17 protein-coding genes are annotated in these 14,462 nt (G+C 31.6%); all 17 read left to right on the forward strand.

All coding sequences use genetic code 11. The annotated features are described in order from the left end of the window. Nucleotides 1-7 precede the first annotated feature (7 nt). Entirely contained in the window at nucleotides 8-439 is a 432-nt protein-coding gene (locus ACJDTP_RS24710; protein ID WP_026885384.1) for a phage tail tube protein, read from the forward strand. Nucleotides 440-500: 61 nt separating this feature from the next. Next, complete coding sequence (locus tag ACJDTP_RS24715; protein ID WP_077828998.1) at nucleotides 501-911, forward strand: hypothetical protein; 411 nt, start codon at nucleotides 501-503, stop codon at nucleotides 909-911. A 188-nt stretch (nucleotides 912-1,099) separates the two neighbouring features. Then, on the forward strand, nucleotides 1,100-3,208 hold the full coding sequence (locus ACJDTP_RS24720; RefSeq protein ID WP_077868124.1) for a phage tail tape measure protein: 2,109 nt from the start codon (nucleotides 1,100-1,102) through the stop codon (nucleotides 3,206-3,208). A gap of 15 nt (nucleotides 3,209-3,223) precedes the next feature. Continuing rightward, a complete protein-coding gene (locus ACJDTP_RS24725) occupies nucleotides 3,224-3,991 on the forward strand; it encodes a cell wall-binding protein (RefSeq protein WP_077868123.1) in 768 nt (255 codons plus the stop codon). Nucleotides 3,992-3,999: 8 nt separating this feature from the next. Further along, nucleotides 4,000-4,911 (forward strand): XkdQ/YqbQ family protein, encoded by a 912-nt coding sequence (locus ACJDTP_RS24730; protein WP_406762752.1) that lies wholly within the window; start codon nucleotides 4,000-4,002, stop codon nucleotides 4,909-4,911. A gap of 7 nt (nucleotides 4,912-4,918) precedes the next feature. Beyond that, nucleotides 4,919-5,236, forward strand: a complete 318-nt coding sequence (locus tag ACJDTP_RS24735; protein ID WP_406762753.1) for a DUF2577 family protein — start codon at nucleotides 4,919-4,921, stop codon at nucleotides 5,234-5,236. Between the two features lie 16 nt (nucleotides 5,237-5,252). Next, entirely contained in the window at nucleotides 5,253-5,699 is a 447-nt protein-coding gene (locus ACJDTP_RS24740; RefSeq protein WP_406762754.1) for a DUF2634 domain-containing protein, read from the forward strand. A 3-nt stretch (nucleotides 5,700-5,702) separates the two neighbouring features. After that, nucleotides 5,703-6,770, forward strand: a complete 1,068-nt coding sequence (locus ACJDTP_RS24745) for a baseplate J/gp47 family protein (RefSeq protein ID WP_406762755.1) — start codon at nucleotides 5,703-5,705, stop codon at nucleotides 6,768-6,770. Between the two features lies 1 nt (nucleotide 6,771). Next, the gene (locus ACJDTP_RS24750) at nucleotides 6,772-9,354 is read left to right on the forward strand and encodes a pyocin knob domain-containing protein (RefSeq protein ID WP_173706941.1); all 2,583 of its coding nucleotides are present in this window, start codon (nucleotides 6,772-6,774) and stop codon (nucleotides 9,352-9,354) included. 1 nt (nucleotide 9,355) lies between these two features. Then, complete coding sequence (locus ACJDTP_RS24755) at nucleotides 9,356-9,961, forward strand: YmfQ family protein (RefSeq protein WP_077829005.1); 606 nt, start codon at nucleotides 9,356-9,358, stop codon at nucleotides 9,959-9,961. A gap of 14 nt (nucleotides 9,962-9,975) precedes the next feature. Further along, nucleotides 9,976-11,283, forward strand: coding sequence for a hypothetical protein (locus ACJDTP_RS24760; protein WP_406762756.1), 1,308 nt, complete (start codon nucleotides 9,976-9,978; stop codon nucleotides 11,281-11,283). Between the two features lie 29 nt (nucleotides 11,284-11,312). Then, nucleotides 11,313-11,591, forward strand: coding sequence for a hypothetical protein (locus ACJDTP_RS24765; RefSeq protein WP_406762757.1), 279 nt, complete (start codon nucleotides 11,313-11,315; stop codon nucleotides 11,589-11,591). A 34-nt stretch (nucleotides 11,592-11,625) separates the two neighbouring features. After that, entirely contained in the window at nucleotides 11,626-11,769 is a 144-nt protein-coding gene (locus ACJDTP_RS24770) for a hypothetical protein (RefSeq protein ID WP_406762758.1), read from the forward strand. Between the two features lie 139 nt (nucleotides 11,770-11,908). After that, nucleotides 11,909-12,130: a hemolysin XhlA family protein gene (locus ACJDTP_RS24775; RefSeq protein WP_077306359.1), complete on the forward strand. Its 222-nt coding sequence runs from the start codon at nucleotides 11,909-11,911 to the stop codon at nucleotides 12,128-12,130. Between the two features lie 17 nt (nucleotides 12,131-12,147). Then, nucleotides 12,148-12,657, forward strand: coding sequence for a cobalt ABC transporter permease (locus ACJDTP_RS24780; protein WP_406762759.1), 510 nt, complete (start codon nucleotides 12,148-12,150; stop codon nucleotides 12,655-12,657). Between the two features lie 54 nt (nucleotides 12,658-12,711). After that, nucleotides 12,712-13,476, forward strand: a complete 765-nt coding sequence (locus tag ACJDTP_RS24785) for an N-acetylmuramoyl-L-alanine amidase (protein ID WP_406762760.1) — start codon at nucleotides 12,712-12,714, stop codon at nucleotides 13,474-13,476. 659 nt (nucleotides 13,477-14,135) lie between these two features. Continuing rightward, nucleotides 14,136-14,261 (forward strand): hypothetical protein, encoded by a 126-nt coding sequence (locus tag ACJDTP_RS24790; RefSeq protein WP_406762761.1) that lies wholly within the window; start codon nucleotides 14,136-14,138, stop codon nucleotides 14,259-14,261. Nucleotides 14,262-14,462 lie beyond the last annotated feature (201 nt).

Here is a 14,462-nt window from a genome sequence, read left to right on the forward strand (position 1 = left end):
AATAAACATGGGAAATCAAGCATTAGCTAATAAGGTTTTGACAGGCAGCAGTGGTAATCTGTGGTTTAATGGACAGCTTTTGGCTAATTTAAGTAAGATTGAAGCTAAAGTAAAGGGGAATTTTGAAACGGTTGAGTTTTGTGGAGATAATGCAACATATAGCAGATATAATGGGTGGTCAGGAGAAGGTACGCTTACAGTAAAAAAAGTTGATAGTACAATATGGAAGATTTGTGCTGATGCATATAAAAGTGGAGTTATGCCAGATATAAAATTAATATCAAGTTTAACTGATAAAGCAACAGGAAAAAGTGAAAAAGCAAGTATAGAGGGAGTAGTAATAACTGAATTCTTACTTGCTGGGTTTGAATCTAAAAAAATAATTGAAGAAGAGTTTCCGTTTAACTTTGGAGACTTCGATGCTATTGAAACTATTTAATATTAAGATGCTTATAATTAAGCATCTTTTCAATTTTAAAATAAAATTTTGGAGGAATATTATGAACAAAATGTCATTAGAGGATTTTATTAAAAAGGGATTAGAGAAAAGTGAAGGAATAAGGAAAGAAGCGGATATAGAGATAGAAGGATATGGACCTATAAGCTTTATAAGACCTACAGAAGATAATCTTTTAGAGTATTTAGATGCTCAGGCAAATGCAATTAAGATGAATAAAAATGAAGAGATAATCGGTACAGATTATAAATTATTGATCAATGCGTCTAAAGAATTCATTTATTTTTCTTGTCCATTTTTACAAAATCCAGAATTGCATAAAGCTTGGGGAATAAAAGATCCTTTAGATGCACCAGTAAAGGCTTTTGGAGTTGAAAATTTAGCTGGAATAGCTAAAAAGATAAAGGAAACTTTTGGAGATGGTAAAAAGACTAAAGAAAAATTAAAAAACTAATAAGGGGGAATGGCAAAGGAGAGATAGGACCATTATTTTGGTTAGGTTATTTCTTTGAATGTGGTCATTCCCTCGAATATTTATGGAGTTTACCTAAAACTCAAAAAGAGCTTTTAATGGAATATGTTATTTATAAAAATGAATTAACGAATGCTAAACCACCCAAAAATTAATGTGGAGGTGATAATTTGGCATCTAAAGTAATTAATACCATATTAAATTTGAAAGATAATTTTAGTGACACTATTCAGAATGTTGCTAAAAATACTCAAGGATTTAAGTCTGGTATGAAGGATACAGAAGATCAGGCTGTTAAAATGAAAAAAACAGTTAGTGAAGCTTTTAGTATTGTTAAAGACTCTATGCTTAGGGGAATCGGCTTTGGTGCTGGTATGGATATATGGGAGAGCATGAAAGATGGTATAGTTGAAACTGTTACTTTCGGAAATGAGCTTCAAAAATCTCTAAATGGAGTTATGACATCTAGTGGACTTGCTGAAACTGGCATGGATAGAATGAAAAATGTCATGCTAGATATATACAATGATAATTTTGGAGAGAATTTCGAAGAGATAGGCGAAGCATTAAAAGCAGTAGGAGAGCAAACTGGATATACTGGTGATGATTTAAAAGGACTAACTGAAAATGCAATAGCATTAAAAGATACTTTTGGATATGAGGTAAATGAATCTGTTAGATCAGCATCAACTTTAATGAAACAATTTGGAGTAGATGGTGATGAAGCATTTAATTTAATTGCACAAGGGAAACAAGGCGGATTAGATTTTAGTGGAGAAATGTTAGATTCTATCAATGAATATAGTGTGCAATTCAAAAAACTTGGATTAAATGCTGAAGATATGTTTAATGTATTCTCAGCAGGATCACAAGAAGGTGCTTTTAATTTAGACAAAGTTGGAGATGCAGTTAAAGAATTTTCTATAAGAGCTGTTGATGGAAGTAAAACAACAGAAGATGGATTCACTCAGCTTGGATTTAATGCTGATGATTTAGCAGCTAAATTTGCTCAAGGCGGAGATAGCGCAAAAGATACTTTTGAGGATGTTATTGCAGCTTTATCAAATATGAAAGACCCTTTAAAACAAAGCCAAATAGGCGTCGAACTGTTTGGAACGCAATTTGAAGATTTAGGTATAAACGTAATTGAAAGCTTAGGAAATGTTGATGGAGAAATAAGCAACACATATGATGCTTTGGCACAAATAAACAAAATAAAATATAGCGATGTAGGTAGTGCATTTGAGGGAATTAAACGCAATATTCAAACAAGCGTATTAATTCCAATCTCGGATGCTGTACTACCGCGTTTAAATGATTTTGCAAATTGGTTTAGAAGTAATATTCCTGAAATAAAAGAAGATATAGGTGGAGTAACTAATACTTTTTTAAGTGTTGGAGGTTCAATTATAGACAAAATTGTGCCTTCGCTTGGTAATTTAATAGGTTCTGCATCTAATTTGGTAAGCACCATTTATAATAGTGTTGTACCATCATTTTCAGCTATAACACCTGATAATTGGGATTCTGTAAGTGATGCTATTTCTGGAATAATTGATGGAGCTACAGGAGTAGTTAATTTTGTAAATGACAATTGGCCAACAATTGAACCAGTTGTATATAGTATAGTTGGAGCAATCGCTGCATGGCAGTTAGCTATCGTTGGAGTTAATACTTGGATTGGAATTACAACATTTGCAACTAGTGCATGGGGAACAATAGAACTTATGATTTGGGGGATACAAAATGCTACAAGTGCCTGGGAAGCAGCACAATGGCTGTTAAATGTGGCAATGGATGCAAATCCAATTGGAGTTGTAACCATTGCAATAGCTGGTTTAGGATTTGCAATATATGAAGTTGTAAAACACTTTAAAGATATTTGTGAATGGGCAGAAAATGCATGGGGAAAACTTAAGAAGTTTCTTGGATTAGATGGCTCTAAAGTTAATGTAACAGCAACAGAAACAGTTACATCCGTAACAAATGGAAGCGGAGATCCAGTGTATACAAGAACGCCTATGAATGCAACAGGAACACATTATTGGCCTGGTGGCCCTACTAGAATGAATGAGTTTGGAAATGGAGAAATGGCAATACTGCCAAGTGGATCGAAAGTTATTCCGGCAGGTCAAACAGATAAGATATTGAATAATAGTAGTCAACCATTTATTGTACAATTAATTGTTCAAGGTAATTTAATAGGAAATGAGGAATATGCAGATATATTAGGTCAGCATATTTACAATAAACTTTATTATCAAATGGTTAATTCATAGAAAGGAAGGTAATAAATGAGTAATTATAATATTTATGTTAGTGATTATAATAGAACAAAAGTATTACAATTTCCAACGATTCCACCTAAGTTACCTTCCTTTTCTAGTGATAGCAAGAATGAGGAGTTTGAAACTTATTGGGATATACCATATAACTTTATTGAGAAAAAAGGATTAATTAAAAGTTCCTGGAGTGATTGGCTTCCAAGATATGCAAGTAAGTATTATTTCTCTAAAAGTAAAGTTAATGCAAAGGAAATAATCGATTTAATTGAAAATGCTAAAACTAATGCTGAACCTATTCGAGTGGTAATAAGTACTCCTGATGGATATTATGTAAATGATTCTTTTAGCGTTGAAAAATTTGAGCATTCAATAATGAAAAATGGCGATTATGAATATAGCTTAGATCTTAAGCAATGGCGAGATTATAATACTATTATTACGCAAACTAGCACAGTAGGATGGCAACAAGATAATACTGGATGGTGGTACGTATATGATGCAAATGGAAGTTATTATATGGGGAATTGGCAGCTTATAAACAATGAATGGTATAATTTTAGAACAGATGGCTATGCACAACAAAATAGTTGGCTTCAAGATGGTGCTTATTGGTATTATTTTAAAGATAGTTGCGCTATGGCTAGAAATGAATGGATTCAATATAAAAATAAATGGTATTATTTTGGTTCTGATGGAGCAATGTATTTTAGTGGATCTGCGACAATAGATGGAGTTAAATATACATTTGATGATGATGGAGCTTTAATTGAAAGTTAGGTGATAATGTGTATAAGCTTATTGTTAATAATCAAGATATTTTTAATGATGGCAATACTGTTTCGTGGGGTGGAGATACAGATAACTTGGGGAGTCAATTAACTTTTGATAGTATAAAAGAAATTCCTACTGGAACAGTTGTGCAGCTATTTAATGACTCCTTAGAAATTTTTAGAGGAATTGCATTTCATCCAATTAAAAAAAGATGGATATGGAGTTATACATGTCAGGACTATAGTTATTATCTTAAGAATAATAAAATATCGGTCAAACAATTTTATAATATGAGGGCAGATGATGCTATAAGATCCTTAGCTAATGAAGCTTATTTAATCTGTATAATAGCAGACATGCCAACTACTATAAGCAAAACTTATTCGAATACTACTATGGATAAAATAATAGACGATATTTTAGAACAGGCTAAGAATGACCAGGGAGCAACATACTTTAAAGAAATAGAAGGCAATATTTTATATATTAGAAAGCTTTCAGAAATGAAAATTAATCCTAAAATAATTTTGCCTAAGCAAATAGATATAGATATGTCAATGGAGAAAATGAAAAATAGGATAACTGTAACAAGCGGAAATGATGATAATGCAAAAGTAGAAGCTACAGCAGAAGATACAAGTCAACAAGGATTCTATGGAGTTTTAAGTGATAATTTCAATGTAGACGATAAAAATATTGCACAAGCTCAAAATATTGCCAATAATGCTTTAGTAAATAGCAATAAAATAGAATATTCAGCTACTTTAAATGATATGATAGCACTTAAAGATGGAGATTTAATAAAGCCTAATAGAATGATTTATTTGCAAGCAGGAAGTAGATTGAATGGGTACTATAAAATAAAAAATGCAAATCATAAATTACAAAATGGATTGCATAAGGCAAGTATTACAGTTGTTTGGTAGGTGAAAAATGGATAGATATGATGTTGGAATTATGAAATTATTTAGGGAAAGAGATAATAAAGATCCAGATGAAGCTAAAATAGGCAAAATAATTTCATTGAATCCTATGAAGGTATCTTTATTTGGAGGGGCAGCTATATTTATAGAAAATGATGATCATACTCCTCTCTATGTATGTGAGGATCTAAGAAAAATAACTGGAACTATAGAAATTGAAGGTGAATCTAAAAATTTTATTATAACAAGAGAACTAAATAATGGGGATAGTGTTTTATGTATTCCCATTTCAAATGGTCATGCTTATGTTGCAGTAAAGAAAGTGTAAAAGAGGTGATATAGTTTTGTTTCCTAATCAAGAGGGAGTTAATACAATAGACAAATTAGATGATACAAATTTAATAAGTAGTAAAGGTAAATCTCCATGTTTCAATTTTGAAACAGGAGATTTTTATGTTAAAGACGGAAGGGTAGAAACAATAAGTAAGTACGAGGCTTTAAAGCAATGGATTCAAAAAACTATTAGAACAGATAAAAACAAATACAAAATATATAATACAAACAATACTGAAAAATACGGTGTTGATTCGCTCTTGGATTTAATAACAAGCGATTATCCTTTAGCTTATAAGCAAGCACAAATTCAAATTATAATTACAGAAGCATTATTAAGAAATTCTGATATAAAAGCTGTAAATAATTTTGTGTTTAAGAAAGATAAAAGGTTACTTAATTGCACTTTTGATGTTATTAGTATTTATGGCACAAGCACAGAAAGTGTGGTGAGATAGAAAATGAGCGATAGCAGAGATGTTATACAAGCTAGACTATTAACCAATATAAATGATTCGTACAATAAGTCTGAGGGTGAATTTATGTATGATGCGGAGATGCCAGTTGCAATTGAACTTGAGGGCGCATATACGGAAATTGAAGGCGTATTAGATAAGAGATTTGCAGAAACAGCTACTGGAAAAGATCTTGATAAAGTAGTAAAAGATGTTGGATTAACGCGTAAATTAACAACTCAATCTATTGGGAAAGTTACAATTACTGGAGTAGTCGGTTCCCTTATAAATAAAGGTGAACTCGTAGCTAGTGATAGTGTTAGCTTTGAATTTACAGAAACATTGGTTGTACCTGAAAGTGGGAGTATAGATGTTTCAGTAAAATGTGTGAAATACGGTGAAGTAGGCAATATACTGGTTGGGGCTATTAAATATTTTCCAAAGACACTTTCAGGACTTCAAAAAGTGATTAATAAAGAATCTATTTCTAATGGATATAATGAGGAGACAGATGAAGAGTTAAGAAAAAGATATTATGCCAAAATTCAGACTCCTGCAACGTCTGGAAATAAATATCACTATAAAAATTGGGCATTAGAGGTAACAGGTGTAGGAGATGCAAGAGTTGTACCACTTTGGGCAGGAAACGGGACTGTAAAAGTTGTTATTATAAATTCTAATAAGACTGGAGCAGATAAAACATTAGTAGATAGTGTAAAAAACTATATTGATCCTGTTGATGGAATGGGTGAAGGGCAAGCACCGATTGGGGCAACTGTGACAGTTGTTTCAGCGATTGAAAAAGCAATAAATATAACTGCAAATGTGAGTATAAATAATGGATTTAATCTTGGAATAATACAAACAACTTTTAAGACGTTGGTACTAGAGCATTTACAAAGTATTTCATTCAATGCTTCATATATAAGTATAGCAAAGATAGGAAAAATATTATTAAGTACTGAAGGAGTCATGGATTACTCTGATTTGAAAATTAATGGTACAACATCAAACATTAATTTAGCTGATGAAGAAATTGCAGTAATGGGAAATGTAAATTTGGGGGTGATGTGAGTTGAATGTAACTAAATTCTATGAGAAACTCAATAAACTTGAAAATAACATATATGTAATTGAGGAAGTTGTTGAAGTATTAAATGGCGTTTATGAATCAGAGCTACAACATGATAATGTAAATCTAAAGACATTGAATGTTTATACAGGAAGTAAACTTACAGGAAATAAGATTGAAGCATATTTTACATCAACTCCATCATTAACTCCATGGAAAACAATAATTAAAATTTATTCTAATGTAAGTCCGATTTATATAAGCTATGAAACATCAGGAGATCAAGTTGAAGCAGGAGATATTAATAATCTTCAAGATGCAGTTGTTGAAACTCAAGAAAATCTTAATAATGAAATTAATAGAGCTATAGGCGCTGAAAAAGTTCTGACTGATAATCTAAGTTCAGAAATATCAAGAGCAAAAGGTTCAGAAAATATATTAACTAATAATTTAACTAATGAAGTTAATAGAGCAACAGCAGCGGAAAACTCTTTAAATAATAACATTAATTCAGAAGTAAATAGAGCTAAATCATCTGAAGGTACTTTGACAGCTAATCTTAACTCCGAAGTAACAAGAGCTACGAACGCAGAGAACACCATAACCAATAATCTTAATTCTGAAATTACTCGTGCTAAAGCCGCAGAAAATACACTAACAAATACAATTAATACTAACAAGCCTAATTGGGATGATAAATATACAAGGAATGAAGTTGATAATAAAATAAGCCAGGTTGTTAGTAATATGGATTGGAAGGAATCTGTAGCGACTTATGCTGATATAGCAACAACTTATCCAACACCTGATGATGGATGGACAGCGAATACAAAAGATACAGACATTACTTATAGATATAATGGAAGTGCATGGATACCTATATCAGCAAATTCAATACCTCTTGCAACTTCAAGTGTTGATGGTAAAATGTCTAAAGCTGATAAGTCTAAATTAGATGGTATTGCTGCTAATGCAAATAATTATGTGCATCCTGCTAATCATCTGGCTACTATGATAACAGAAGATACAACCCATAGATTTGCAACAGATACGGAAAAGTTAAATTGGAATACTGCATATACAAATAACCATATCCATAGCAATAAATCTATTTTAGATGCAATTACGCAAGTATTAATTGATAATTGGAATAGCGCATATACACATATTAGTGATACCATCAGACACATTACCAGTAATGAAAGAACCTTATGGAATACTGTAAGTAATAAGGTTGATAAAATTACTGGAAAAAGTTTATCAACAAACGATTTTGACAATACTTATAAATCTAAAATTGATGGTATTAGTAGTAATGCTAATAAAGTTGAAGTAAGTACAACCAATGGAAACATAAAAGTGGATGGTACTGAAAAAACAGTTTATGTACATCCTAGTGGTACTAATCCACATGGAACAACCAAAGCTGATGTTGGCTTATCTAATGTTGATAATACAAGTGATTTAAATAAACCTATTTCAACAGCGGTTCAAAGTGCTTTGAATGGTAAAGCAAATAGCTCTCATACTCATGATGATAGATACTATACTGAAACAGAGGCTGATAGTAAATTTGCGACTAAAGATGAAATATCTACTGCAGGTTATGGAGATATGCTGAAGAGTGTTTATGATAAAAATGGTGATGGTGTTATAGATAATGCAGATACTGTAGATGGAAAACATGCTAGTGATTTTGCTCCTAGTGGGTATGGGTTAGGTGGAAAAGGCCAAAGATTAAATACAAGTACTGATTTGAATAATATAATAGCTAATGGTTGGTATGACGTGCAGAATCCTGTAAATGGGCCGTATACGAGTGGATGGTTTAACTTCATGGTTATATGTAGTGGAGATCAAAGCTATTTAACACAATTAGGATTTGGAATGACTGTTAATATAGGACACGTTTATATACGAACTAAGAGTGGAAGCTCATGGTCAGCATGGATAGAACTCTACTCAAATTCAGTCAAACCAAGTGCATCAGATGTAGGGTTAAGTAACGTTGATAATACAAGTGATTTAAATAAGCCTATTTCAACAGCAGTTCAAACTGCTCTTAATGGTAAAGCAAATAGCGCACATACACATAATTATGCGGGGAGTTCAACTGCTGGAGGTTCCGCAAACAGTGCTGTTAAATTAGATACTGCAAGAAAAATAAATGGAATTAATTTTGACGGTAGTGGTGATATAACAATTAATGCAATTCCTAGTGGTAAAACAATAGATGGCAATTTTATGTCTAGTTTTAGAAGTCAAGTGAAAGGGGATACAAACTCAGGAGACTTTCTTGCAAGTATTAGAAATGATACTGCTAATGTAGATAGTTCACCACAGTTTGGTTCAGGGATTGGTTTTGGAAGAGGAGATACAAATGGATATTTGTACATGAATTATAGCAGTGCATTTGCTTTTGTAGGTGCAGGAAATGCTGGAAAACTAAATTGGATAAAGCAATTAGCGTTTATAGATTCAAATGTAGCATCTGCAACAAGGGCAAACCAAGATTCTGATGGAAAACAAATTAATACTACTTACGTCAAGAAAAATTGCACATGGAATGATTTAAAGGGGGTATAGCATGAATTATGGTACAACCCAATATGGAATTAATGAAGAAGATAACATAGATGAGATAAAACTAATATCACCTGATCTCATGAAATATATGCCCGACTATTATATTACATCTAAAGTTATGAAGGAATTAGAAAATTCTAATTCGCTGGAGCTTGGAAGATTAAATTATAAAATTAGAGATATAAAGAATCAGCTTTGGATAGATACTGCAACATGGGGTCTTAGCTACTGGGAAAAGGAATATGGAATTGAAACTAATTTATTATTAGGGTATGAACAAAGGCGAGAAGTACTTAAGGCTAAGAAAAGAGGGCAAGGCACAACAACTAAACAGATGATTAAAAATGTAGCTGAAACTTTTTCTGGGGGAGAAGTAAACATAATACAAGATAATCCTAACTATGCTTTTGTAGTTCAATTTGTTGGAGTTAAGGGGATACCAAAAAACATGCAGTTATTTAAAGATATGCTGGAAAATATTAAACCTGCACATCTAGGATACACGATTAAATACACTTATACTGTTTGGAATGTATTAAAAGAAAATAAATTAACATGTAACAATGCAAAATTGAAGACATGGGATGAGTTAAAAGTTTATGAATAGAAAGGGTTGATTAAATGTTAACAACAACAAATTATGGATTGAAAAAGCCAGAAGGAACCGATGTTGTAAATATAGATGATTTTAATGGTAATGCTGATATTATAGATACAAAGCTAAAAGAAATTAATACAAATTTACCACTTAAAGCTCCACTTGCGTCACCAGCATTCACAGGAGTACCAACTGCACCAACAGCAAACAATAGTACTAATAATACACAAGTAGCTACGACAGCATTTGTCAATAATGCTTTATCTCCAATTAATACATCCTTGTCAGATATAGTTTATCAAACAGCAGGTGGAGCTGCTACAGCAATAGCACTTACTATTAAAGGATCGTTAGTAAATGGATATCCAATAACTTTTATAGCAAGCTCTAATAATGGCGGAGCTGCAACAACTATAAATGGTAAAAAGTTATATAAACCAGGAACGACAACATCACCAAACTTAACAGCAGGAAAGGCGTATACAGTTTGGTATAACTCAACTGGTGACTGTTTTTTTATCAAAGCTAGTGCGGAAGGAACTGCACTAGCGAAAGATGTGCGTAAGAATACGACTTTTAGTAATGATAATGATACTGGTATAACTGGAGGTCTTGATTTATCTTTGTTAGTTCCGGGAAATATAAGAGCTGGTATTACTATAGATGGCGTTACAGGTAAATCTTCCGTTATAGATACAGCAGATGCGGTTCTTGATCCTCAGTATCTGCTAACTGGGTATAGTGGATATGATGATGGTATTTTAAAAGTTGGTACAATGCCTAACAATGGGGGTGTAAATAAATCGCTACCTATAAATGGAGTATGTACAATCCCTAAAGGATATCATGATGGAACTGGAAAAGTAACTCAAAGTATTCCAACAAAAGCAGGAGGAACAATAAATCCTAGTACATCACAGCAAATAATAGCAGCAGGACAATATTTAAGTGGAGACCAAATAATAGCAGCTATTACTGGAACTGCAAATGATGCAGATGTAGTAGCAGGTAAAACATATAATTCAGCAGCGGGTATATTACGTACTGGAAGTGCAACAATAGCAAGTTTAGGTGGAAGACAATTTCAGAGTGGTTCATTCGTCGGCAATTTAGGTACAGTTACGATAAATTTACCATTCAAGCCGAGTATAGTTTATATGTATTATTCTTATTATGGCACTTTAATGAAGAGCGTTCTTTTTAATATTATTGATCCAAATACGTTCTATAACTTGAGCGGAACTGGCACTTCAGTAGGTAGTGTTGGAAATAATTTTTTCACAAGAAACGGAACTAGTGATGCTACTTGGTATTGGTATGCTTGGGAATAAATTTAATTAAAAATAGGGAGTGAACAATTATGAAAACATTAGTAATATATGACAATGTAGGTTATATATATTTACAATTAACATCAGATGAGAATAGAATACCGCAAGGAGGAATTAATTATTTAGAAGTAGAAGTTCCAGTGGGGAAAACTATAAAAAGCATTGATATTTCCGTTACACCAAACGAACCAATATATGAAGATATGCCTAAATCAGAATTAGAACTTTTAAAAGAACAGGTGGATAATTTAACAGAAGCAAATGCAGAGTTAACAAGTATAGTAGCAATGGGAAAAAACAATGCCTAATATAATAAATTTAATTTTAAGGAGAGTGTTTAGAATGCAATTTAACAAGAATAGCGGATGTGTAAAGGTATGGATTACATTAATAGTAGGAGGTACTTACGAATATAAGGATGTTCCTAATCTTTTGAATCTACAAGAACAGGTAAAATTAGTTCTTGTAGATATGGGAGCTATGTAAGATTCAACTATAGAAAATACTGCATCATAGGAAAAAATGACGTAGCAAAATGAATAAAAAATAAGGCAATAGTAAGAGCTCTTTAGGAGTTCTTTTTTGTTGCTCATTTATAGAAAATATGAAGTAAGGTAGGTGTAACATGAATGAAACTGAAACAATACAAGAAATTAAAGAAAGGTTAGTTAGGATAGAGATTTTACTAGAGAAGAATGCAGAGAATTGGGATGAGAAAATTAAAGTGGCAAATCACAGAATAGAAGATTTGGAAAAAACAATTGATTGGTTAAGTAAAACTGCTATAGGCGCTTTAATAACAGGTGCTATAGGAGTTTTATTTAGTTTATCAAAATTAATTAAATAAGAAAAGGATGATGTGAAATGAAAGAATTAATAATCAGTCAAATTGCTCCAATAGCAGCTACAGCAATAGTAGCTATTTTAGTAGCAACAATTAAAACAATCGGAAATACAGTGGTAGATGTTTTAACTAAAAAGAAAGAACAGATAGAACAATCTATTAAAGCAAGTGGACATGAACAAGACTTGCAAACTGCCAAAGAGGTATGGAACATAGTAGAAGAAAAATTCAGAATCACAGAAAATGCAGAAACTTTATTAAGTTCAAAAGCAGATCAATTTAATAATTTATTATTACAAAAGATACCAGGACTAACTCAAAGAAATTTAGATGATTTAAGGCAAGCTATAGCTGGAGAATTTAATAAAGATAAAGCAGCAGTATTAACTAAAGATGATGCATTAAAGCAGCTACAAGATACTAATGAAGCATTAAAAGCAGAAAATATAAGTCTTAAAGAACAAGCGGACAAGGCACAAGCATTATTTTCTAAACCAGTAGGTGCAGATACAAAACAAGCCACAGCATAAGTTTAGAATATTCTTATACTTAATTATATTTTATTTAAAAGGAGTGATAATTATATGAAAATAGGTTTAAGGGCTGGTCATAGCGATAATTGCACAGGAGCAATTGGGATTGTAGACGAGCATGAACAAATGAAAGAATATTATATAGCAGTTAAATCAGTATTAGAGCAATATGGACATACTGTCATTGATTGTAATTCCAATGCAAACACACAGACAGGAGAATTAAGCGAAGGGGCTAATAAAGCTAATTCAGCTAATTGTGATTTGTTTATTTCATTGCACATGAATTGCTTTAACGGTTCAGCACATGGTACAGAGGTACTTGTATCGAGTCAGTCAAGCAATGCATATCAGTATGCTCAAAGGCTAGTAAATAACTTTGCAGAGTTAGGTTTTACTAATCGTGGCGTTAAATTTGAAAGCCTATATGAAATGAATCATATTAGTTGTGGAAATTTGATCTCAGAGATTTGTTTTTGCGATTCTCAACAGGATATGGATATTTATAATAAATATTCTTGGGAACAATTAGCACATATTCTATGTAACGCAATTGATTCAAATATTCCAAAGGATGCTACAGGAGCAACAACAAGCGATAAAGGATATGTGGTTACTAACTATTTACCTCATTCATCTGACTCATATGATGGTGTGGATATTAGTTATATTTTATCTTATTTCAATGGAATTAAGTGTTATGCTCGTGGAAATTCAAAGGGAGTGTGGATTGAAACACAATATTTAGATATAAATAAGTGTAATGAATTAAAAAATACATTAGGCAGCTGGTTTTATTCTATTGAAACAAAGTAAATTTGCTTAAATTTGATACCATTGGCTAAGAAGTTTTTTTGAACTTAATTATATTTTATCTTTATTATAATTAAAATAAGTATAATCTATAGCGGTTCAGTGTTTTTAAGCCAACGATATAGAGCGAGAGAAGAATATACTTAATATATTCATCCTCTCACTCTATATTTTATTTAGATATGGAGTTTGATCTTATGCTTTTAGTAATAGGTGTTTATAATTTGTTTTCTTACAATTTTACCTATATGATACCATATAGATTTTCTTATGGTATCATATAAGCCCTGTTTGTTACCAATTATCTTATAGCTTTATATACAAAAAATAATACCATTGCTAGCATTAAAGTGTAAAAAGAGAAAGATAAGAAGAAGTATATAACAGGATTGTTATTCTTGTTCCTATTATGTTTAGCCATAAAATCCCCCTATTAAATTTCATTTGTCATTTAGAATATTACCATATACTAAACATCAATTCAACGATAAATTAATAATTCGTTAAAAAATAGCGCATATGTTTAATGAAAAAATAAAAAGTTATTTATATTTTGTTTACATTATCAATTTTTAAAGGAATAAGGAATTCATAAAGCAAAGAATATTTTTTAACTTTATTTAGGTAGCATGATATAATTGTTTTACAAAGGGGGGCACGTTATGAAGTTTTCAGAAATAAAGAATTGCAAATATTGTCCATACATGAAATGTCTGCTTAGAACAGATCAAGATTTTTCTATCTGTCCAGTTGAAGCTAAAAAGAGAGAATCAGAAAAGGCAGATTAGATTATAATATTAACATAATGTAAATCAATATGGGGCATAATAAATTATAAAAAAACTAATTCAGAAGTCGTGGGTTAATATATAATAGGTGTGACAAATATTTAAATAAACTATTTGCACACCTATTATTATTAATCTATATTATGTCTATAACTTGATATATTTGTTGTGAGCGATATTGTGTACGGTTCGCCTCCACCA

Origin of the sequence: Candidatus Clostridium helianthi (assembly GCF_045310795.1) — a bacterium.
Taxonomy (GTDB): domain Bacteria; phylum Bacillota; class Clostridia; order Clostridiales; family Clostridiaceae; genus Clostridium; species Clostridium helianthi.

Excerpts from the sequence above, each read along its gene's own strand:
- ACJDTP_RS24710 (WP_026885384.1), top strand. The coding sequence starts at position 8 with ATGGGAAATCAAGCATTAGCTAATAAGGTTTTGACAGGCAGCAGTGGT.
- ACJDTP_RS24715 (WP_077828998.1), top strand. The coding sequence starts at position 501 with ATGAACAAAATGTCATTAGAGGATTTTATTAAAAAGGGATTAGAGAAA.
- ACJDTP_RS24725 (WP_077868123.1), top strand. The coding sequence starts at position 3,224 with ATGAGTAATTATAATATTTATGTTAGTGATTATAATAGAACAAAAGTA.
- ACJDTP_RS24735 (WP_406762753.1), top strand. The coding sequence starts at position 4,919 with ATGGATAGATATGATGTTGGAATTATGAAATTATTTAGGGAAAGAGAT.
- ACJDTP_RS24745 (WP_406762755.1), top strand. The coding sequence starts at position 5,703 with ATGAGCGATAGCAGAGATGTTATACAAGCTAGACTATTAACCAATATA.
- ACJDTP_RS24755 (WP_077829005.1), top strand. The coding sequence starts at position 9,356 with ATGAATTATGGTACAACCCAATATGGAATTAATGAAGAAGATAACATA.
- ACJDTP_RS24760 (WP_406762756.1), top strand. The coding sequence starts at position 9,976 with ATGTTAACAACAACAAATTATGGATTGAAAAAGCCAGAAGGAACCGAT.
- ACJDTP_RS24765 (WP_406762757.1), top strand. The coding sequence starts at position 11,313 with ATGAAAACATTAGTAATATATGACAATGTAGGTTATATATATTTACAA.
- ACJDTP_RS24770 (WP_406762758.1), top strand. The coding sequence starts at position 11,626 with ATGCAATTTAACAAGAATAGCGGATGTGTAAAGGTATGGATTACATTA.
- ACJDTP_RS24775 (WP_077306359.1), top strand. The coding sequence starts at position 11,909 with ATGAATGAAACTGAAACAATACAAGAAATTAAAGAAAGGTTAGTTAGG.
- ACJDTP_RS24780 (WP_406762759.1), top strand. The coding sequence starts at position 12,148 with ATGAAAGAATTAATAATCAGTCAAATTGCTCCAATAGCAGCTACAGCA.
- ACJDTP_RS24785 (WP_406762760.1), top strand. The coding sequence starts at position 12,712 with ATGAAAATAGGTTTAAGGGCTGGTCATAGCGATAATTGCACAGGAGCA.
- ACJDTP_RS24790 (WP_406762761.1), top strand. The coding sequence starts at position 14,136 with ATGAAGTTTTCAGAAATAAAGAATTGCAAATATTGTCCATACATGAAA.